General features: G+C 72.6%; 21 protein-coding genes. 9 read left to right on the top strand and 12 right to left on the bottom strand.

Features of this window, described 5'->3' with window-relative positions:
• Positions 1-40: 40 nt before the first annotated feature.
• Both ACFZAU_RS23305 and ACFZAU_RS23300 read left to right on the top strand, forming a co-directional pair.
• Positions 41-706, top strand: a complete 666-nt coding sequence (locus ACFZAU_RS23305; protein ID WP_431959644.1) for an IclR family transcriptional regulator — start codon at positions 41-43, stop codon at positions 704-706.
• A 69-nt stretch (positions 707-775) separates the two neighbouring features.
• A complete protein-coding gene (locus tag ACFZAU_RS23300) occupies positions 776-1,564 on the top strand; it encodes a S16 family serine protease (RefSeq protein WP_500553771.1) in 789 nt (262 codons plus the stop codon).
• A 7-nt stretch (positions 1,565-1,571) separates the two neighbouring features.
• Here the strand turns inward: ACFZAU_RS23300 and ACFZAU_RS23295 are convergent, their stop codons facing one another.
• From ACFZAU_RS23295 to ACFZAU_RS23265, 7 genes are all read right to left on the bottom strand, one after another.
• A complete protein-coding gene (locus tag ACFZAU_RS23295; RefSeq protein WP_500553770.1) occupies positions 1,572-2,873 on the bottom strand; it encodes an MFS transporter in 1,302 nt (433 codons plus the stop codon).
• A gap of 24 nt (positions 2,874-2,897) precedes the next feature.
• The gene (locus ACFZAU_RS23290) at positions 2,898-3,509 is read right to left on the bottom strand and encodes a helix-turn-helix domain-containing protein (RefSeq protein ID WP_500553769.1); all 612 of its coding nucleotides are present in this window, start codon (positions 3,507-3,509) and stop codon (positions 2,898-2,900) included.
• 79 nt (positions 3,510-3,588) lie between these two features.
• Complete coding sequence (locus ACFZAU_RS23285; RefSeq protein ID WP_500553768.1) at positions 3,589-4,563, bottom strand: glycine betaine ABC transporter substrate-binding protein; 975 nt, start codon at positions 4,561-4,563, stop codon at positions 3,589-3,591.
• Positions 4,560-5,456, bottom strand: a complete 897-nt coding sequence (locus tag ACFZAU_RS23280; RefSeq protein ID WP_500553767.1) for an ABC transporter permease — start codon at positions 5,454-5,456, stop codon at positions 4,560-4,562. The genes ACFZAU_RS23285 and ACFZAU_RS23280 overlap by 4 nt, the downstream gene beginning before the upstream one ends.
• Positions 5,453-6,694 carry a betaine/proline/choline family ABC transporter ATP-binding protein gene (locus tag ACFZAU_RS23275; protein ID WP_500553766.1) on the bottom strand — a complete coding sequence of 414 codons (1,242 nt, stop codon included), beginning with the start codon at positions 6,692-6,694 and terminating at the stop codon, positions 5,453-5,455. The genes ACFZAU_RS23280 and ACFZAU_RS23275 overlap by 4 nt, the downstream gene beginning before the upstream one ends.
• Positions 6,687-7,334: an ABC transporter permease gene (locus tag ACFZAU_RS23270; protein WP_500553765.1), complete on the bottom strand. Its 648-nt coding sequence runs from the start codon at positions 7,332-7,334 to the stop codon at positions 6,687-6,689. The genes ACFZAU_RS23275 and ACFZAU_RS23270 overlap by 8 nt, the downstream gene beginning before the upstream one ends.
• Positions 7,335-7,360: 26 nt before the next feature.
• Positions 7,361-7,837 (bottom strand): Lrp/AsnC family transcriptional regulator, encoded by a 477-nt coding sequence (locus ACFZAU_RS23265; protein WP_499512096.1) that lies wholly within the window; start codon positions 7,835-7,837, stop codon positions 7,361-7,363.
• Between the two features lie 133 nt (positions 7,838-7,970).
• On the opposite strand from ACFZAU_RS23265, the gene hppD reads away from it, so the two are divergent.
• Positions 7,971-9,116, top strand: a complete 1,146-nt coding sequence (gene hppD, locus ACFZAU_RS23260) for a 4-hydroxyphenylpyruvate dioxygenase (RefSeq protein ID WP_499599300.1) — start codon at positions 7,971-7,973, stop codon at positions 9,114-9,116.
• Between the two features lie 73 nt (positions 9,117-9,189).
• Here hppD and ACFZAU_RS23255 read toward each other — a convergent pair whose 3' ends face one another.
• Positions 9,190-9,591: a hypothetical protein gene (locus ACFZAU_RS23255; RefSeq protein ID WP_500553764.1), complete on the bottom strand. Its 402-nt coding sequence runs from the start codon at positions 9,589-9,591 to the stop codon at positions 9,190-9,192.
• Between the two features lie 118 nt (positions 9,592-9,709).
• Between ACFZAU_RS23255 and ACFZAU_RS23250 the strand changes: the two genes are divergently transcribed.
• A complete protein-coding gene (locus tag ACFZAU_RS23250) occupies positions 9,710-11,077 on the top strand; it encodes an FAD-binding oxidoreductase (RefSeq protein WP_500553763.1) in 1,368 nt (455 codons plus the stop codon).
• A 35-nt stretch (positions 11,078-11,112) separates the two neighbouring features.
• Here ACFZAU_RS23250 and ACFZAU_RS23245 read toward each other — a convergent pair whose 3' ends face one another.
• On the bottom strand, positions 11,113-11,598 hold the full coding sequence (locus tag ACFZAU_RS23245; RefSeq protein WP_500461383.1) for an SsgA family sporulation/cell division regulator: 486 nt from the start codon (positions 11,596-11,598) through the stop codon (positions 11,113-11,115).
• A 458-nt stretch (positions 11,599-12,056) separates the two neighbouring features.
• Here ACFZAU_RS23245 and ACFZAU_RS23240 point away from each other — a divergent pair, with 458 nt between their 5' ends.
• The 3 genes from ACFZAU_RS23240 (at position 12,057) to ACFZAU_RS23230 (ending at position 14,823) form a co-directional block, all read left to right on the top strand.
• The gene (locus ACFZAU_RS23240; RefSeq protein WP_500553762.1) at positions 12,057-13,337 is read left to right on the top strand and encodes an RDD family protein; all 1,281 of its coding nucleotides are present in this window, start codon (positions 12,057-12,059) and stop codon (positions 13,335-13,337) included.
• Positions 13,338-13,393: 56 nt separating this feature from the next.
• The gene (locus ACFZAU_RS23235) at positions 13,394-14,113 is read left to right on the top strand and encodes an RDD family protein (RefSeq protein ID WP_500553761.1); all 720 of its coding nucleotides are present in this window, start codon (positions 13,394-13,396) and stop codon (positions 14,111-14,113) included.
• A gap of 80 nt (positions 14,114-14,193) precedes the next feature.
• On the top strand, positions 14,194-14,823 hold the full coding sequence (locus ACFZAU_RS23230) for an RDD family protein (protein WP_500553760.1): 630 nt from the start codon (positions 14,194-14,196) through the stop codon (positions 14,821-14,823).
• A 74-nt stretch (positions 14,824-14,897) separates the two neighbouring features.
• Here ACFZAU_RS23230 and ACFZAU_RS23225 read toward each other — a convergent pair whose 3' ends face one another.
• Positions 14,898-15,179: a hypothetical protein gene (locus ACFZAU_RS23225; protein WP_500553759.1), complete on the bottom strand. Its 282-nt coding sequence runs from the start codon at positions 15,177-15,179 to the stop codon at positions 14,898-14,900.
• 354 nt (positions 15,180-15,533) lie between these two features.
• On the opposite strand from ACFZAU_RS23225, the gene ACFZAU_RS23220 reads away from it, so the two are divergent.
• Positions 15,534-17,855, top strand: a complete 2,322-nt coding sequence (locus ACFZAU_RS23220) for an immune inhibitor A domain-containing protein (protein WP_500553758.1) — start codon at positions 15,534-15,536, stop codon at positions 17,853-17,855.
• 75 nt (positions 17,856-17,930) lie between these two features.
• On the top strand, positions 17,931-18,248 hold the full coding sequence (locus ACFZAU_RS23215) for a hypothetical protein (RefSeq protein WP_500553757.1): 318 nt from the start codon (positions 17,931-17,933) through the stop codon (positions 18,246-18,248).
• A gap of 20 nt (positions 18,249-18,268) precedes the next feature.
• Here the strand turns inward: ACFZAU_RS23215 and ACFZAU_RS23210 are convergent, their stop codons facing one another.
• Together ACFZAU_RS23210 and ACFZAU_RS23205 are read right to left on the bottom strand one after the other, a co-directional pair.
• Positions 18,269-18,865, bottom strand: coding sequence for a nicotinamidase (locus tag ACFZAU_RS23210; RefSeq protein WP_500553756.1), 597 nt, complete (start codon positions 18,863-18,865; stop codon positions 18,269-18,271).
• 80 nt (positions 18,866-18,945) lie between these two features.
• A complete protein-coding gene (locus ACFZAU_RS23205; RefSeq protein ID WP_500553755.1) occupies positions 18,946-20,280 on the bottom strand; it encodes a nicotinate phosphoribosyltransferase in 1,335 nt (444 codons plus the stop codon).
• Positions 20,281-20,333 lie beyond the last annotated feature (53 nt).

Here is a 20,333-nt window from a genome sequence, read left to right as displayed (position 1 = left end):
CGTGAGAGATGAGCCGCCACTCACACGAGAAGGGGGCGTCGTGACCGCGGAGACCTCTCAGACGCTCGACCGGGGCCTGCGGGTCCTGAAGCTGTTGGCCGACACCGACCACGGACTGACCGTCACGGAGCTCGCGGCGAAGCTGGGCGTGAACCGCACGGTGGTCTACCGCCTCCTGGCCACCCTGGAGCAGCACTCCCTGGTCCGCCGGGACCTCGGCGGCCGCGCCCGGGTCGGCCTCGGCGTGCTGCGGCTGGCGCACCAGGTGCACCCGCTGCTGCGCGAGGCCGCGCTCCCCGCCCTGCGCTCGCTGGCCGAGGACATCGGGGCCACCGCCCACCTCACCCTGGTCGACGGCACCGAGGCGCTGGCCGTGGCGGTCGTCGAGCCGAGCTGGACCGACTACCACGTCGCCTACCGCACCGGCTTCCGGCACTCCCTGGACCGCGGCGCCGCGGGCCGGGCCATCCTCGCCGGGCGCAGCGTGCAGCCGTACGAGCCCGATCCGCGCTGCTCCGAGGGCCCCGGCTACGTCCTGACCCACGGCGAGCTGGAAGCCGGCGCGAGCGGCGCAGCGGCCCCGCTGGTGGGGGTCCCGGGCATCGAGGGCAGCGTCGGTGTGGTGATGCTCGCCGACGTGATACCCGAACGGGTGGGTCCGCGGGTCGTCGAGGCGGCCCTGGAGGTGGCCGACGCCCTGCGGTGAGGGCGCCGCCGGACCGGGGTCCACCGGGCCCCGGCACGTCGCGCCGCTCCCGTGAACTAGATTCACCCCATGCCTTTCGCCTCCGCCCGGAACCGGATCCTCGCCGTCTGCGCCGCGCTCGTGGCCGCGCTGCTGGCGGTGGCCCTGTTCGCGCCGCTGCCGATCTCGATCGTCGTGCCCGGGCTGACGGCCGACGTCCTCGGCGACGACCAGGGCAAGCCGGTGATCACGATCACCGGTACCGAGACCCGCGACACCTCGGGGCAGCTGCGGATGACGACCATCGCCGCGACCAACCCGGACGCGACCGTCCGCTTCGGCGACGTCCTCACGGCCTGGTTCGCCACGGACCGGGCCGTGATGCCGCGCGACGCGGTCTACCCGACCGGTGGCACGGTCAAGGAGATCGAGCAGCACAACCAGGCGGAGATGACCGAGTCCCAGCAGGACGCCACCGCGGCGGCCCTGCGGCAGCTGCGGCTGTCCCCCTCGGACGTCGATGTCACCCTGCACCTCGCGGACGTGGGCGGGCCCAGCGCGGGCCTGATGTTCAGCCTGGGCATCATCGACAAGATCGAGGGCAACGGCCGCGGCGGCGACCTCACCGGCGGCCGCAGGATCGCCGGTACGGGGACGATCACCGCCGCCGGCAAGGTCGGCCCGGTCGGCGGCGTCCCGCTCAAGGAGCAGGCCGCGAGGCGCGACGGCGCGACCGTCTTCCTCGTCCCGAAGGCCGAGTGCGCCGACGCCAGGGCCGAACTCCCCCAGGGGCTGCGACTGGTGCCCGTCACCACCCTCGACGGCGCGATCGACGCCCTGGACGCCCTGCAGAGCGGCGGCAAGGTACCCAGCTGCTAGGCCGCGGTCAGTCGCTCCTCGCGGCGTCCATGCGGCGCCAGGAGGGGAAGACCAGCGGGCACAACGTGGCCAGGAAGTACGCCCCGCCGGTCAGCAGCAGCGCGGTGGTCAGACCCGCTCCGTCCACCAGGTAGCCCGCGGCGAGTCCGCCGACGGGGGTGGTGAGCAGCACCCCGGCGCCGAGGGTGCCCAGCGCCCGGGTGCGAAGTGCGTCGGGGATGTGCTCGAACGTCACCGTCGCCAGGATCGGGTTGAGCGCCCCCGCCGCGAGGCCGCCGGCCACCATGGTCACCGCCAGGCCGCCCCACCCGGGCACCCACGCGGCGACCAGGAACCGGGGTGCGCCGCACAGCAGGAAGCACACCGTGTACACCGGCCATCGCGGCAGGCGGTGGCCCACCGCCCCGTAGAGCAGGGCCCCGGCGAGGGCGCCGGCCCCGAAGAGGCCCGACAGCAGTCCGAGTTGGACGGAGCCGCCGAGTTCCCGCTCGGCGTGCACCGGCAGCAGCACCGAACTCCAGGCGGCGTCCAGGCCGTTGGTCACCATGACCATCAAGGTGATGGCGAGCAGCAGCCGGGAGCGGATCAGGAAGGCGTAGCCCTCGCGCAGTTCGGCCCGGTAGGTGCGCAGGGAGACCGGTGCCGCGTCCTTGACGGGCTCGGCGCCCGGCAGCCCGCGGACGCCGAGGGCGATCAGCAGCGCGGAGACGGCGAAGGTCGCGGCGTCCAGCAGCAGCACCGCCTCGGCGCCCAGGACGGCGATGAGCACGCCGCCGACCGAGGCGCCGAGCATCCGGGCGCCGCGTGAGGCGCCGTCGAAGTAGCCCGCGGCACGCCCCAGCGGTGTCCCCGCCCGCTCGGCCAGGACGGGCAGCAGCACCTCGCGCGCGGTCTCGCCGGGGCCGTGGAAGAGCCCGCTGACGGCCATCAGCGCGCACAACTGCCAGAACTGCAGCACGCCCGCGAAGTGGAGCAGCGGGATCGCCACGACGGCCACCGCGCACACCGCGTCCGACAGGACCGATGACCTGCGCCGCCCGAAGCGGTCGATGACCGGTCCGCCGACGAGCGCGGAGACCACGACCGGCAGGGTCGCGCAGAAGGCCGCCAGGCCGGCGCGGGCGGCGCTGCCGGTGGTCTGCAGCACGAACCAGGGGACGGCGAGCACGGTGAGCGAATTGCCGCTGATCGACACGACGTTGGCGGCCAGCACCAGCCGCAGCGGCCGCGGGTCGGGTGCGGGGTCGGGTGCCGGGGTGGGCGCGGTGGCCCCTCCGGTGCCGTCGGGTATGCCGGTCTCGGTGTCCATACGGGTCCCCCGTGGTCGGTGCGGTCAGTCCGCGGCGCGCGGAAAGGCGTGCAGGTGGACGCGGACGTGTGCGGTGTCGTCGGCGTCGCCGCCCTGCCGGTCGGTGTCCGCGTCGCGGTAGCTCTCCACCACGGCGTGCAGCTCGGCCCGCAGGGCGCGGGCCCGTTCGGGCGTGAGCCGCAGGGCGAAGTCGCTGAGGTCGAAGCTGCGGCGCCACTCCTCGGACCAGTCGCCGACGGTGGCGAGCCAGGTCTCCAGCTCCGTCGCGTGGACCGCCGCGACCTCCCGCCCGAACAGGCCGATGGCGGCGCGCACTTCGGGGTCGGCGTGGCCGAGGAAGCCTCCGGCGTCGAAGTGCGTGCCCCGGTGCGCGGCCTTCCACCAGCGTTCGCGGGCGGTGCCGCGCCCCGGGTCCTCCTCCACGAAGCCGTACGCCGCCAGTTGCCGCAGGTGGTAGCTGGTAGCGCCGCTGGACTCGCCGAGCCGGCCCGCGAGCCCCGAGGCGGTGGCGGGCCCGTACTCGCGCAGTGCGGCGAGCAGCCGGATGCGCAGCGGGTGCGCGAGTCCGCGCAGGGTGCGCGGGTCGAGGCTGATGACGCCGGGATCGGCCGCGTCGGCGGTGGGTTCGTCTGGCACGCCCCCACCGTAGAGCTTGCAAAGGCTCCTTTGCAACGCTTTCTTTGCAACCTCGGCGCCGGTATCCCGCCCGGCGGACTCAGCCCGCCGTGATGAAGCCCTCCTTCACCAGCCACTCCTTGGCGACCTCGTGCGGGTCCTCGCCCTCCACGTCGACCTTCGCGTTGAGCTCCCGGCCCACGTCGGTGGTCAGCTTCGCCGACAGCGGGTCGAGCAGGCCGCGGATGGCCGGCCAGCGTTCCAGCGCCTTGCTGTTGACGACGGGGGCGGCGTCGTAGTTGGGGAAGAAGTGCTTGTCGTCCTCCATGACCTGCAGGCCGAGGGAGGCGATCCGGCCGTCGGTCGTGTAGACCTCGCCGAGCAGGCAGGAACCCGGCTTGGCGATCTGGGTGTAGATGATCCCGGTGTCCATCTTGCGGATGTTGGCGGAGGGCAGGTCCATGCCGTACGCCTTCTGCATGCCGGGCAGGCCGTCGTCGCGCGAGGCGAACTCGTTCTCCACGCAGAGGGTGACGGCCTTGGGGTCCCTCCTGGACAGGGCGGCCACGTCGGACAGTGTCCGCAGCCCGTACGGGCGGTTCTTCTCCGGGCTGACGGCCAGGGCGTAGGTGTTGTCCAGGGTGGACGGCCGCAGCCAGGTGATTCCGTTCCGCAGGTCGGCGTCGCGGACGGCCCGCCACTGCTCCCCGGGGTCGGTGATGGGCTCGTCGTTGCCGAGGTAGGTGATCCAGGCGGTGCCGGTGTACTCGTACATCGCGTCCGCGGCGCCGGACTTGACCGCCTCCCGCGCCCCGATCGAGCCCTGGATGTTGGTGCGGTCCAGCACTTCGGCGCCCGCCGCCTTGAAGACCAGGCCGATCATCGAGCCCAGGATGATCTGCTCGCTGAAGCTCTTGGACGTCACCGTGAGCGAGGCGCCCTTGAGCGGCAGCCCCTTGCCCAGGGAGCCGGGGCGCACGTCGTCGACGAGCGGGCTGCCGCTCTTGAGCCCGCAGCCCGGGGCGCAGGCGAGCAGCACCAGCAGGCCCGCGGCCAGGGCCCGGCGGCGCGTCATGCCGTCTCCAGGCCGTGCGGGCGCAGCAGGTGCTCGGCCAGCGACGCCAGCCAGTCCACCAGCAGGGCCAGCACCACGGTGAGCACCGAGCCCAGCACGAGCACCGGCATGCGCTGCGTGACGATCCCGGTGGTGATGATGTCGCCGAGCCCGCCGCCGCCGACGAACGTGGCGAGCGTGGCGGTGCCCACGTTGAGCACCAGCGCGGTGCGCACGCCCGCCAGGATCAGCGGTACGGCCAGCGGGAGTTCGATCCGCGACAGCGTCCCGGCCGCCGACATCCCGATGCCGCGCGAGGCCTCGATCAGGGTCGGGTCGATGGCCCGCAGGCCCGCCATGGTGTTGGAGAGCACCGGCAGCACCGCGTAGACCACCATGCCGACCAGTGCGGTGCGGGGCCCGATGCCCAGCCAGATGACGAGCAGCGCCAGCATCCCGATGGCGGGCGTGGCCTGCCCGATGTTGGCGATCGCCGTCACCACCGGAGCGGCCGGACGCAGCCGCCGGCGGGTCAGCGCGATGCCGAGCGGGACGGCGATGACCAGCACCCAGAAGGTGGAGATCGCGGTGAGCTTGACGTGCTGCCACAGCCGTACCCGGACGGTGTCGCCGACGAGGGCGTTCTCGGCGATGGAGTCGAGGGTGATGCCGGTGATCCACAGGTAGGTGGCGAGCAGGACGAGGGCCAGCGCGGCCGGGGTGACCAGGAGCCGCCGCCAGGTCAGCCGCCGGACCGGCCCGGCGGCGGGGGCGGCCGGCTCGCCGCCGGGGCCCTGACTGGCCGCCGGTTCCTCCGGGCCCGCCGTGCCGTCGCCGGCCCCGGAGGCCGCCGCGGGGCCGCCCGGTCCACCCGGTCCGCCCGTCCCGCCCGGCGGTGCGGCGGCGGGCCTCATGCCCGCGCCCCCGGTTCGTGGTCGGAGCCCTCCTGCTCGGCCCGGGTCTGCGGGGCGCGCGTCTCCTCCAGCTCGTGACGGTGCTCCAGCGCGGCCAGCCGGTCCTCCTCCAGCAGTTCGTGCACGGAGTTGAGCAGCGTCTCCATGTCCACCACCCCGGTGAACTCGCCGCGCCGCCCGGTCACCGCGACCCGTCCGCTGCTGTCGGTGAGCACCGCCTCCAGGGCGTCCCGCAGCGTCGCGTCCCGGGTCACGGTGTCGCCCACCAGCGTCCCGGCCCGGGCCAGCGAGCCCTTGGCGCGCATCAGGTCGCCGCGCCGCAGCCACTTGTAGGGGCGGCCCCTGCGGTCCAGCAGCAGCAGCTCGTTGGTGGTGGTCGCCTCCCGCAGCCGGTCGAAGATCGACTGCAGGGGGTCGTCCAGGCGCACCGTCGGGAAGTCGGCGACGCCCACGTCCCGCACCCGGGTCAGGTTGAGCCGCTTCAGGGCGGCCCCGGCGCCGACGAACCCGGAGACGAAGTCGTCGGCCGGATTGGTCAGGATCGCCTCGGGGGTGTCGAACTGGGCGATGTGCGAGCGCTCCCGCAGCACCGCGATGCGGTCCCCGAGCTTGATCGCCTCGTCGAAGTCATGGGTGACGAAGACGATCGTCTTGTGCAGTTCGTGCTGCAGCCTGATCAGTTCGTCCTGGAGGTGGTCACGGGTGATCGGGTCGACGGCACCGAAGGGCTCGTCCATCAGCAGCACCGGCGGGTCCGCCGCCAGCGCCCGCGCCACCCCGACGCGCTGCTGCTGACCGCCCGACAGCTGCCGCGGGTAGCGGCCCCGGAACTCCCGCGGGTCCAGCCCCACCAGGTCCAGCATCTCCTCGACGCGGTCCCGGACCCGCGCCTTGGACCAGCCCGTCATCCGGGGGACGAGCCCGATGTTCTCGGCCACCGTCATGTGCGGGAACAGCCCGGAGGACTGGATCGCGTAGCCGATCTTGCGGCGCAGCCTCACCGGGTCCATGTCGGTGACGTCCTCGCCGCCGATGCGGATGCGGCCGGAGGTCGGCTCGATCAGCCGGTTGATCATCTTCAGGGTGGTGGACTTCCCGCACCCGGAGGGCCCGACGAAGATCACCGTCTCCCCGGCCCCGATCTCCATGCTCACGCCGTCGACGGCCGGCTCCGCGCTGCCCGGGTAGCGCTTGGTCAGCTGCTCCAGCTCGATGGTCGCGCCCGACGCCTCAGCCACGGATCCCCCGGGGGATGGTGAGCCGCCCGAGCAGCACGTAGCAGGCGTCGAAGAGCAGCGCCAGGACGACGATGCCGATCGTCCCGGCCAGCACCTGGTTGAGCGCGTTGGCGCCTCCCAGGGAGGCGATCCCGCGGAAGATCTCGTTGCCGAGCCCCGGCCCGGAGGCGTACGCCGCGATCGCCGCGATGCCCATCAGCATCTGGGTCGCCACCCGGATGCCGGTCAGGATCGGCGGCCAGGCCAGCGGCAGCTCGATCCGCGCCAGGGCCGCCGTCCGGGACATGCCGATGCCGCGGGCCGCGTCGACCAGCGCCGGGTCGACCCCGCGCAGTCCCACGATCGCGTTGCGGACCACCGGCAGCAGCCCGTACAGCGTCAGCGCCGTCACGGTCGGAGGCACGCCGAGCCCCAGCCAGGGGATGAGCAGGCCGATCAGGGCGAGCGAGGGGACGGTGAGGATCGTGGCGGTGGAGGTCACGGCCAGGCCCGCGGCCCAGTCGCGCCGGTAGGAGAGCACCCCGATCGCCACCCCGATCGCGGTCGCCGGCACCATGCACTGGAAGACCAGGCTGGCCTGCTGGTAGGCGTCGATCAGCAGTTGCTCGTGCCGGCCGGCGAGGTACTCCCAGAAGCTCACCCGGCATCACCCCTGCCGTCCCTCGGCTACGTGTCCGCGTCCTGTGCCGCCTGCTCGACCAGCGGGATGATCCGCAACGGGACCGGGTTCTCCATGACGATCGCCGTGGAGGCCCGCACGATGCCATCAAAGCCCACAACCCGGTCGATCACACGTTGGAGATCGGCGTTCGAGCGGGCCACCAGCCGGCACAGCATGTCCCCCTGCCCGGTCGTGGTGTGCAGCTCCAGGACCTCCGGCACGCCCGCCAAGTGCGCCCGTACGTCCGGGCCTTGCCCCTGCTTGATCTCCAGGGTCGCGAAGGCCGTCACCGGGTAGCCCAGCGCGGCCGGGTCCACCTGCGGCCCGAAGCCGCGGATCACCCCATTGGCCTGAAGCCGGTCCAGTCGTGCCTGCACGGTCCCGCGCGCCACTCCCAGGCGGCGCGAGGCCTCCAGCACGCCGATGCGCGGTTCCTCGGCGAGCAGCTTGATCAGCCGTCCGTCCAGCCGGTCGATCCCCATGGCACCCCAGTCCCTCCTGTGACGGTGGTCACCGTGCACAGAATGCGGCCTCTTTTCGCGGTAGCGCTGTACAGAGTGCCCAGTCGTTCCGGAAACTATTGCGCACCTTGAGCTGCCGGGCGAGGCTGCTGCCATGACTGAGACCCTGGATCACACTTCCCCCACCCCCGGCGACGCGGACCCGTTCCCGGTCAAGGGAATGGACGCGGTCGTCTTCGCGGTGGGCAACGCCAAGCAGGCCGCCCACTACTACTCGACGGCGTTCGGCATGAAGCGCGTGGCCTACTCCGGACCGGAGAACGGCAGCCGCGAGACCGCGTCCTACGTCCTGGAGTCCGGGAGCGCCCGCTTCGTCTTCACCTCCGTCGTCAGGGCCGCCACCGACCACGGCCGCTTCCTGGAGGAGCACGTCGCCGCCCACGGCGACGGCGTCGTGGACCTGGCCCTGGAGGTGCCGGACGTCCGCGCCGCCTACGAGTACGCCCTCGCGCACGGCGCCACCGGCCTGGAGGCGCCCCACGAGGTCGGCGACGAGTACGGCACCGTCGTCCTGGCCGCCATCGCCACCTACGGCCAGACCCGGCACACCCTCGTCGAGCGCGGCGCCTACAAGGGCCCGTACCTGCCCGGCTACGTCGCCGCCGAGCCGATCGTGGAGCCGCCGGCCAAGCGGTTCTTCCAGGCGATCGACCACTGCGTCGGCAACGTCGAGCTCGGCAGGATGAACGAGTGGGTGACCTTCTACAACCGGGTCATGGGCTTCACCAACATGAAGGAGTTCGTCGGTGACGACATCGCCACCGAGTACTCGGCGCTGATGTCGAAGGTCGTCGCGGACGGCACGCTGAAGGTCAAGTTCCCCATCAACGAGCCCGCGATCGCCAAGAAGAAGTCCCAGATCGACGAGTACCTGGAGTTCTACGGCGGCCCGGGCGTCCAGCACATCGCCCTCGCCACCAACGACATCGTCGCCTCGGTCCGCGCGATGCGCGCCGCGGGCGTCGAGTTCCTCGACACCCCCGACTCCTACTACGACACCCTCGGCGAGTGGGTCGGCGACACCCGTGTCCCGATCGACACCCTGCGCGAGCTGAAGATCCTGGCAGACCGGGACGAAGACGGCTACCTGCTGCAGATCTTCACCAAGCCTGTCCAGGATCGCCCGACCGTCTTCTTCGAAATGATCGAGCGGCACGGTTCGATGGGCTTCGGCAAGGGCAACTTCAAGGCGCTCTTCGAAGCGATCGAGCGCGAGCAGGAGCGTCGCGGCAACCTCTGATCGCCGATGCCGCGGACTCCGGCGCCGGACCATGCCTCCACGGGGGAGAGGCGTGGACCGGCGCCGGCCGCCGTCAGAAGACGATCGTGAGGTTCCGCAGGGCCGAGACGAACGCCCACACCCCGAAACCCCACAGCGCCAGCGCCCCCAGCACCGCGCCCGTCGCGGCCCACAGCCCCGTGCGCGGCGGCCGCCGCAGCGCACCGGCGAGGGCGCCGGCCACCGCGCCCGCCGCGGGCAGTCCCGCGACGAGCAGGGCCGCGTTCTCCAGCGCCACCTTGGTCCGGTGGTTGCCCACCCAGTCCGTGGGGCTCTTGTGGTGCGCCGCGTCCGCCGCGCCCATGACCCACAGCACCACCGGCGGGGCGAGCAGCACCACCGTCCACACGCAGCGCACGGCGATCCCGCGCCGTGCGCGCCGCCGCGCCGGTGCAGTGCCGCCCGCTTCCTCCGTCGCGTCCCTCGTGTCCGTCACGGCGGCCATCCTCGCCGCGCCCCGCCCGCACCACCATCCGTACGGATACTCAGAACGCCGCGGGCCCGCCCGGTGACGTGATCTTCCCCGGGCGGCGGCGCGGTGCGAAGCTTGACGCATGGGCGATCTCATCGACCGGCTGCGCGCCGGACTCCCCGACGAGGCCATCCTCGCCGATCCCGACGTCACCGCCTCCTACGCCAACGACATGGCCAGCTTCTGCCCGGCCGGTGCACCCGCCGTGGTCGTCCTGCCACGCACCGTGGAGCAGGTCCAGCACGTCATGCGGACCGCCACGGCCCTGCGGGTGCCCGTCGTGCCGCAAGGGGCCCGTACCGGCCTGTCGGGCGCCGCCAACGCCTCCGACGGCTGCATCGTGCTCTCCCTGACCAGGATGGACCGCGTCCTGGAGATCGACCCCGTCGACCGCGTCGCGGTCGTCGAACCGGGCGTCGTCAACGCCGCCCTGTCCCGCGCCGTCGCCGAGCGCGGCCTGTACTACCCGCCGGACCCCTCCAGCTGGGAGCAGTGCACCATCGGCGGCAACATCGGCACCGGCTCCGGCGGCCTGTGCTGCGTGAAGTACGGCGTCACCGCCGAGTACGTGCTCGGCCTGGAGGTCGTCCTGGCCGACGGGCGGCTGCTGCGCACCGGCCGGCGCACCGCCAAGGGCGTCGCCGGCTACGACCTGACCCGGCTCCTCGTCGGCTCCGAGGGCAGCCTCGGCATCGTGGTGCGGGCCGTGCTGGCGCTCAAGCCCGCGCCGCCCGAGCAGTTGGCGCTGGTCGCCGAGTTCCCCTCGGCCGAGGCGGCCTGCGCGGCGGTCTGCGACATCATGGCCGGCGGCCACGTGCCCTCGCTGCTGGAGCTGATGGACGGCACGACCGTGCGCGCGGTCAACGCCATGACCAGCATGGGACTGCCCGAATCCACCGAGGCGCTGCTGCTCGCCGCCTTCGACACCCCCGACCCGGCCGCCGACCTCGCCGCGGTGGGGGAGCTGTGCACGGCCGCCGGGGCGACGCAGGTGGTGCCGGCCGAGGACACGATGGAGTCCGAAATGCTGTTGCAGGCGCGGCGGATGGCGCTGCCCGCGCTGGAGCGGGTCTCCACGGCCACGATGATCGACGACGTGTGCGTGCCGCGCGGCAGGCTCGCCGCGATGCTCGACGGGGTCGCGGCGATCGCCCGCAAGCACGACCTGACGATCGGCGTGTGCGCGCACGCCGGCGACGGCAACACCCACCCCGTGGTGTGCTTCGACGCCGCCGACCCCGAGGAGTCCGGCCGCGCGCGCGAGTCCTTCGACGAGATCATGGCGCTCGGCCTGGAACTCGGCGGCACGATCACCGGGGAGCACGGCGTGGGGGTGCTGAAGAAGGAGTGGCTGGCGCGCGAACTCGGCCCGGTGGGCGTGGAGATGCAGCGCGGCATCAAGGCCGTCTTCGACCCGCTCGGCATCCTCAACCCGGGCAAGGTGTTCTGACCCCGCTCCGGCCGCCGGGCCCCGGGGTCCCCGCCTCAGGCGTCCGGCGGCTCGTCGGAGCCCTGCCAGGGGTCGCGCGTACGGCGCTCGTCGCGCGCCCCCTCGCCGGCGGCCGGCGCCAGCAGCTCGTCCAGCCGTTCGTCCATGGACAGGTGGTCCAGTTCCGTCCCCGGCGGCACCGCCCGCAGCGTCCGCTCCAGCCACGCCGCCACCGGGTGCGAGGACGCCTCCAGCAGGGCGGTGCCGTCCGGCGAGCTGAGGGCCATGCAGATCACGCTCCGCCCGTCCGTCTTGGTCGGCCAGATCCGCACGTCACCGTGCCCGCTCGGCCGGAACACCCCCTCGACCAGCAACTCCCGCGCGAAGGTCCAGCTGACGGGGCAGTCCGAGCCGATGTGGAAGGTGATGTGCACGGCGAAGGGGTCCTCGGCCCGGTAGACCAGCCTGGCCGGGACGGCGATGCTGCGCTCCGGCGACAGCACCAGGTGCATCTCCAGCTCGCGTTCGACCACGGTGTGCATCTCGTCGTCCTTTCCTCGGCGCGAAGGCCCCTGGCGGTGCTGCGCGGCGGGTGCTGCGCGGGGCCCGCACCGGGAGAGAGCGCATACGGCCTTCACCATTACGCGGGTTCCGGCGATCGGGGGGACTTTTCCCGAAGGCCTGCACACGCGAGATGGATGCGGTACACACGGAACGTCGCCGTCCGCCCCGGCTGGGGGTGCGTCCGGCCCTGCGACGGTCCTCCCGTTCCCGCCCCCGCCGCGCCCACGGCTCCGCGGCGCGCACGTCCCCGTCCGTCCGAGGCGGTGTCAGTTCGGAAGCGTATCGGTTCGGTAGCCGGGATTTGCCCCGGAATGCCGATCCTCGCCCACGGATCGTTTCTTTCGTCCGCCCGCCGCGTTCTTCGTTAGTGTCCTCCTTGCACGCCGGGGGACGGCGGGCTGGTCGAGCGTGTCGGTCGTGAGGGGAGTTGTCACGGATGACCTCCGGTAGCAGCGGCGGGAGTCTGCCAGGTCCCGGGTACTACCCGGACCCGTCCATCCCGGGCTACATCCGGTACTGGAACGGCTCCTCCTGGGTGCCCGGCACGAGCCGTCCCGCCCCGCGGCCCGGGGAGGACCTGGCGCCGCCGTCGGGTGCGGCCGTGGCCGCGGCCGGCCCCGCGCTGGCACCGCCGCCCGTGCCCCCCGTCCCGGAGGCCCCGGGGGCCCCGGAGGCGGCCGCGACGCCGCGGACCCCCGCGCTGGAGGAGTCCGGGCCGATGTTCCTGGACGAGGACCCGCGGGCGCCGCGGGCCGAACGCGGACCCGAGACCGTCACCGGACTGCAGCCCCAGCCACAACAGCCGCAGCAGCCGCAGCAGGAGGCCCGCCCGGAGCCCGCCGCGGAGCGGGCGTGGGCCGCCGACCCGGCCCGGCAGGACCCCTCGCCCCGCGTGTCGTGGGGCGCCGCCGAGCGCGCGGAGCAGCCCGCGCGGGCGGAGGCTACGGCCCCCGCCCCGGCCCCGGCACGGACCCCCGCCCCTGCTCCCACCCCCTCGCCGGCCCCGGCCCCGGCACCCGCCCGCACGGGATCCGCGTCCCCGTCCGCGGCCGCCGCCACCGCGTCCGCGGCGACCGAGAGCGCCGTGCCCGGGCAGCAGTCCCCGGCCGTGCCGTGGGCCCAGCAGGTGCACGACCTGGCCCGTCAGGTCCCCGCGCAGGGCGGGGAGGCGGCGTCCCCCGCGCCGTGGCGGCCGGTCGCCGACGACCCGTTCGCCGCCGCGCAGCAGCAGGCACGCCCCGCGTCGCCCGGGAAGCGTCTGGTGGCCCGGCTGATCGACACCGCCGTGATGGGCGCGCTCGTCGCGGCGGCCGCGGTGCCGCTGGGGACGGCGGCGTACGAGCACCTGCGCGACAAGGTGGACGCCGCCCGCCTGACCGGCGAAGAGGTGACGGTCTGGCTGATCGACGGCACGACGGGCCTGCAACTGGGCATCGTCGCCGCGGTCGTGCTCGTCACCGGACTGCTGTACGAGGTGCTGCCCACCGCCAAGTGGGGCCGCACCCTCGGCAAGAAGCTGCTCGGCCTGCGCGTGCTCGACATCGAGAGCCAGTACGAGCCCGGTTTCGGGCAGGCCCTGCGCCGCTGGCTCACCCACACGGTGCTGGACGCGCTGGTGATCGGCTTCCTCGGACTGGTGTGGTGCCTGTTCGACCGGCCGTGGCGGCAGTGCTGGCACGACAAGGCGGCGCGCACCTTCGTGGCCCGCGACCGCTGACACCCGAACGGCCCCCGCCGGAGGCGCGGCCGAATCGTACGGGTTTCACTCGGGGCATGAGCACCGACCAGCCCGAGGATCCGTTCGCCAAGCCGCCCCGGGAGCCGTCCGGGCCCGCGCAGCCGCCGCCGCCCGGGCAGTCACCGCCGCCCGGTCAGCAGCCTCCGCCGGGTCAGCAGGCACCCGGTCAGCAACCGCCGGGGCAGCAGCCGTACCCGCCGCCCCCGTACCAGCCCCCGGCCGGCGGCTCGCCCTACGACCAGCCGCCCCCGGCGTACGGCGGCGCCGGCGACCCGTACGCGAGCGGCCCCTACGGCGTGGGCGAGCCCGACCCCCTGGCGGGCATGCCCCCGCTGGCGAACCGCGGGCGCCGGCTGGTCGCACGCATCGTCGACGCGCTGATCGTCGGCATCCCGGTCTACGGCCTCACCGGTCTGATCTGGAACTACGACTACGACACCACCGGCGCGCTGTTCTCCCAGAGTGTGATCTACGCCGTGATCTACCTGGCCTACCAGGTGTTTATGCTCACCCGGTACGGGCAGAGCCTCGGCAAGAAGCTGCTCAGGGTGCGCGTCGGCATGCTCACCGACGGCGCCAAGCCGACGACCCCGGCGGCGCTCAAGCGGGAGGGGGTCTACGCGCTGGTGCCGATCATCCCGTGCTGCGGTGAGATCTTCTGGATCATCGAGGTGCTCTGGTGCACCTGGGACAAGCCGTACCGCCAGTGCCTGCACGACAAAGCGGGGCAAACCGTGGTGGTTTCGGTGGAGTAAGACACGCTGTGGGGTGATCGTCGCAGGGCCGTGACCATCTGCGTCTATGCGCCGTCATTCCCGGCTGATTTACTCACTCCATGAGTTCGAATCAACCGCCCGGGTACGGTTACCCGCAGGGCGGCTCGGGGGACCAGAACCCGTACGGCCAGCAGCCGTACGGGCAGCAGCAGCCCCAGGGCCAGAACCCGTACGAGCAGCAGCCGTTCCCGCAGCAGCAGCCCTACGCCTATCCGCAGCAGGCGCCCGGCTACGGCCAGATGCCCACGGACCCGGCCCTGGCGGGCATGCCCCCGCTGGCCGACAGCGGCCAGCGCTTCCTCGCCCGGCTCATCGACGGCGGCATCTTCCTCGTCGCGCTCATCATCCTGATGGCCGTGACGGGCACCTCCCTCACGGACACCGGCGCGCTGCTCGGCATCGAGCTGCTCGTCTTCGCCGGTGCGTTCGTCTACGAGGGCCTGATGCTCCAGTCCACGGGTCAGACCATCGGCAAGAAGGTCATGAAGATCCGCGTGGCCAAGCTGGCCGACGGCAGCCCGCCCGGCAGCGCCGCCTGGGGTCGCGCGGCGGTGTACTCCTTCGTCGGCATCGTGCCGTGCGTGGGCTTCATCCTGTCGCTGCTGAACGTCCTGTGGCACCTGTGGGACAAGCCGTACCGCCAGTGCTGGCACGACAAGGCGGCCAAGACCGTCGTCGTCAAGGCCTGACGCGCACCCCCACGTAGACGACGGCCCCGGAGCGGATGCTCCGGGGCCGTCGGCGTGTTCGGGGGGTGTGGCGCTCAGCGTCGCAGCGAGTGCTCGCTCAGGCGGGCTTCGGCGTTGCCGCGGACACGGGGCCGCGGGACCGGGTGCGGCTCGGCGGGCGGTTCGCGCCGGGTGCGGCGGGTGCCGGCCGGGATCGCCGCCGTCACGGCGACCAGGACACCGAGCGCCAGTCCCGCCGCGGCGATGACCGCCACCGCGAAGCCCGATCTCGCCTCGGAGAGCAGCAGCATCGCGAGGGTGGAGAGCACCACGGTCGCGGAACCGTACGTCAGCTGCGCGGGGGTGGGACGTGGCATGGCTGATCCGTCCTCATATGCGTCGATTGTGGCGGAGCGTCGGCCAGGGCCGTCTTCCGGGTGGTTCGGACGTGGCACGCCAACCACCGACCCTACGGTGCGAGATGCCCGCGCGGAACGCCCGGTAAGCGTGACCTAACCCACGGTGCGGAAGCACGGGGGGCGCATGGGGTCGCATCACGATCTTCTTATGTCCAACGGATCTGCGGCGAAAGATACTTGCTCGGGCCGCGGTGTCCGCTATGTGCAACCGACCGGTCGCTCACCGTACTTGCCGGTCATGGTCAAGTCAAGATCTGTCTTTTCACGCGTCACTCCGGTGCAATGGCTTCACCCTAGGGAGGTCAATACATCGTGATAAGCCAACGACGGACCATCAGATCCGCCGCTCTGGCCGTGGCGATCGCCGCAATAGGCGCCACCGCCTTCCCCGTCGCGGCAGCCCAGGCCGACCCGCAGGCCGGTCGCGTCGTGCGGCACGACCCGGCGAAGGCGGAGCGTGTCGAGCACGATCTGAAGGGCCCGCTGAGCGAGCGTCAGGCCGCCCAGCGCCAGCAGGCGATCGAGCAGGTCATCTCCGGCAAGTCCAAGGTCGAGGACCGCGGTGCCTCGGACGTGGTGAAGCTCGGCAAGAACAAGTACGTCGAGCTCGCGCGCGAGAAGACCGACAAGATCTTCGTGATCCTCGCGGAGTTCGGCAACAACGCCGACCCCGCGTACGGCGGCACGCCCGGTCCCGCGCACAACCAGATAGCCAAGCCGGACCGCACCAAGGACAACAGCACGGAATGGCAGGCCGACTACAACCGGCAGCACTTCCAGGACCTGTACTTCTCCAAGGCCGCGGACAAGGAGTCCGTGGCCAAGTACTACGAGAGGCAGTCCTCCGGCCGCTACTCGGTCGCCGGCGAGGTCGCCGACTGGGTCAAGGTCGACTGGAACGAGGCCCGGTACGGCAGCAACAAGTGCGACACCTGCACCTGGAACCTCGTCGCGGACGCGGTGAACAAGTGGGTCGCCACCCGCAAGGCCGCCGGTGACAGCGCCGCCACGATCAAGGCGAAGCTGGCCGAGTACGACCAGTGGGACCGCTACGACTACGACGGCGACGGCAACTTCAACGAGGCCGACGGCTACATCGACCACTTCCAGATCGTGCACGCCGGCGAGGACGAGTCCGCCGGCGGCGGCGCCCAGGGCGAGGACGCGATCTGGGCCCACCGCTGGTACGCGTTCGGCACCGACGCCGGCGCCACCGGCCCCCAGGACAACCTGCTCGGCGGCACGCAGATCGGCGACACCGGCGTGTGGGTCGGCGACTACACCGTGCAGCCGGAGAACGGCGGCCTCGGTGTCTTCGCCCACGAGTTCGGCCACGACCTCGGTCTGCCGGACCACTACGACACCACCAACACCGCCGAGAACTCCACCGGCTTCTGGACGCTGATGTCGTCCGGTTCCTGGCTCGGCACCGGCGAGGACGCCATCGGCGACCTGCCCGGCGACATGACGGCCTGGGACAAGCTGCAGCTGGGCTGGCTGAACTACGCCACCGCCAAGGCCGGCAAGACCTCGCTCAACACCCTCGGCGTCGCGGAGTACAACACCGCGAAGAAGCAGGGCCTGGTCGTCACGCTCCCGGAGAAGACCGTGACCACCGAGCTGGCCACCCCGGCCGAGGGCACCAGGCAGTGGTGGAGCGGCAGCGGTGACAACCTGAGCAACACCCTCACCCGCGACGTCGACCTCACCGGCAAGACCTCGGCGAGCCTGGCCCTCAAGGGCTGGTACGACATCGAGGAGAACTACGACTACCTCTACACCGAGGTGTCCACCGACGGCGGCGCCACCTGGAACGCGGTCGACGGCACCATCGGCGGCGCCCCGCTCCCGCGTGACGCCAGCGGCAAGCCCGCGCTGACCGGCACCGCGGCCTCCTACCAGGACATGGTGCTCCCGCTGGACGCCTACGCCGGCGAGTCGGTCAAGCTCCGCTTCCGTTACCAGTCCGACGGCGGCGTGGCCCAGAAGGGCTTCCTCGCCGACGCGATCACCCTGACCGCCGACGGCGCGACCGTGTTCAGCGACGGCGCCGAGTCCGGTGACAACGGCTGGACCGCGAACGGCTTCACGGCCAAGGGCTCCACGTTCTCCGAGGAGTACGCGCAGTACTACATCGCGGAGAACCGGCAGTACGTCTCGTACGACAAGACCCTCAAGGTCGGCCCCTACAACTTCGGCTGGGCCGCCCCCAAGGACAACTGGGTCGAGCACTACGCGTACCAGAACGGCCTGCTGATCTGGCTGTGGGACACCTCGATGAACGACAACAACGTCAGCGCGCACCCGGGTGCCGGCCGGATCCTCCCGATCGACGCCCACCCCAAGGCGCTGAAGTGGAAGGACGGCACGCTGCAGCGCAACCGCGTGCAGGCCTACGACTCCACGTTCACCTGGGCCCGCACCGACGCCCTCACCCTGCACAAGAACGGCGTCGCCACCAAGATCCCGAGCCTGCCGGGCAACCCGGTCTTCGACGACCGCAACTCCTACTGGTCCTCGGAGAACCCCACGGGCAGCGTGAAGACGTCCCCGACCAACACCCGCATCACGATCATCCACGAGGCCCGGGACGGCAGCACCGTCACCCTCCTGGTCAGCCCCTCCAAGAAGTGATCGCGCACCACCGGAAGTGACCTGATCGGCCCCCGTCCCCTGGTGGACGGGGGCCGATCTGCCGATCATGTGCTTATGGCCAGCGGCGGTTTCACCCGGCTCCTCAGCGGCGACGTCGTCGTGGCCCTCCGGTTGCCCTCGCCCGGCGGGGCCCCGGACGAGTACATCAGGGTGCTGGTCGTCGCCGTCAACCGCCAGCGCGCGCTGACCCGCCTGCGGAACCTCGGCTTCCGCGCCGCCCGCCTCGTCGGCAACATGGAGCCCCCGACGTCCGACGAGATCAACGCCGTCCTGCACCACCCCGACGGCCTGGTCTGGCGCCGCATCCCCTCCGCGCCCGCCGCCCCCTGGCAGTCGATCGGGGCACTGCTGGGCCCGACCGCGCGCCGCTGAACCCCGGCGGGGCCCGGGTGTCAGGCCCGTCCGCGCACGACCGGCTTCCCGGACAGCTCCGCGCCGGCCGCGCGCAGCTCCTCCAGCGCCCGCTCGGTCGTCTCCGCCATGACGCCCGCCGTCAGGTCGAGCAGCACCCGGGTGCGGAAGCCCTCCCGCACGGCGTCCAGCGCGGTCGCCCGCACGCAGTGGTCGGTGGCGATGCCGACCACGTCGACCTCCGCCACCCCGCGCTCGCGCAGCCACCGGGCCAGCCCGGTGCCGTTCTCGTCGACGGCCTCGAAACCGCTGTACGCGCCCGCGTACGCGCCCTTGTCGAAGACCGCCTCCACCGCGCCGGAGGCGACCGCCGGAGCGAAGTTGGGGTGGAAGCCGACGCCCTCGGTGCCGGCGACGCAGTGCGGCGGCCAGGTGTGGACGAAGTCGGGGTGGTCGGCGAAGTGCCCGCCGGGGGAGACGTGGTGGTCGCGGGTCGCCACGACGTGCCGGTAGCCGGCGGTGGCGTCCCCGACCAGGTCCGTGATGCCCGCGGCGACCTCGGCGCCCCCGGCGACCGGCAGGCTGCCGCCCTCGCAGAAGTCGTTCTGCACGTCCACGACGATCAGTGCGCGGTGCATGGCGGTCGGTCCTTTCCGGTCGCTGTCGCTTGTCGACTGTGGTGAGCGGCGCCCGGCCGGGGCAGGGCGCCGCCGGCGGATCAGTGGGTGAGGTACTCGGTGTGCAGCACCGGCTCGCCGCGCGACAGCTGCGTCGCGGACAGCGGCAGTGCGGCGCGCGCCTCGATGTGGCGGGCGCGGGCGGCGTCCAGCGGCTCGCGGTGCACGGTCTCGCCGCCCAGCACCAGCGGCACCAGCAGCTGCCGGTCCGCCAGCGGCCCCGGGACCGGGCCGGTGCCGATCACCTCGGCCTCGGCGATCCCGTCGGCGTCCGGCCGCCGGGCCGCCCACTTGCGGCCGCCGATGCTGGTCTTGCCGCCCAGGGACTTCTTCGCCACCGGCACCAGGGGCGCGGCGGGGTCGTCGGAGGTGGCGCGGGCGACCAGCTTGTACACCATCGAGCAGGTCGGATGGCCGCTGCCGGTCACCAGCGAGGTGCCCACCCCGTACGCGTCGACCGGGGCCGCGGCCAGCGAGGCGATCGCGTACTCGTCCAGGTCGGAGGTCACCACGATCCGGGTGTTCTTCGCCCCCAGGTCGTCCAGCTGCTGCCGCACCCGGTGGGCGAGCAGCAGCAGGTCCCCGGAGTCGATGCGCACCGCCCCCAGCTCGGGGCCGGCGATCTCCACGGCGGCCCGCACGGCCGACGCCACGTCGTAGGTGTCGACCAGCAGCGTGGTGCCGCTGCCGAGCGACTCGACCTGCGCGGTGAAGGCGTCCCGCTCGTCGTCGTGGAGGAGGGTGAAGGCGTGCGCGCTGGTGCCGATGGTCGGCAGGCCGTAACGGAACCCGGCGGCCAGGTTGCTGGAGGAGGCGAAGCCCCCGACGTAGGCGGCGCGGGAGGCCGCCACCGCCGCCAGCTCGTGGGTACGGCGGGCCCCCATCTCCATCAGCGGCCGGCCCGCGGCGGCCACGGCCATCCGGGAGGCGGCCGCCGCGATCGCCGAGTCGTGGTTGAGGATCGACAGCACCACCGTCTCCAGCACCACCGCCTCGGCGAAGGTGCCCTCGACCCGCATGACCGGCGAGCCGGGGAAGTACACCTCCCCCTCGGGGTAGCCGTGGACGTCGCCGCGGAAGCGGTACCCGGCCAGCCACTCCAGGGTGGGCCCGTCCACCACCCGCTCCCGTTCCAGGAAGGACAGGATGTCGGCGTCGAAGCGGAAGTTCTCCACCGCGTCCAGCACCCGGCCGGTGCCGCACACCACCCCGTACCGGCGCCCCTCGGGCAGCCGGCGGGTGAACACCTCGAACACCGAACGACGGTGGGCTGCGCCGCTGCGCAGCGCGGCCTGCAGCATGGTCAGCTCGTACCGGTCGGTGAACAGCGCGGTGGAGGGGACCGTGACGGGCAGCCCCAGGTCTGCAGTGCTCATGTCTGAGGATGCTACCCCCAACTCTCGTCAGAGTGACGATTTCTCGGGAGCCG

The organism is Streptomyces sp. NPDC008238 (genome assembly GCF_042956445.1).
Lineage (GTDB): Bacteria > Actinomycetota > Actinomycetes > Streptomycetales > Streptomycetaceae > Actinacidiphila.
This window is presented reverse-complemented; position numbering and strand designations above follow the sequence as displayed.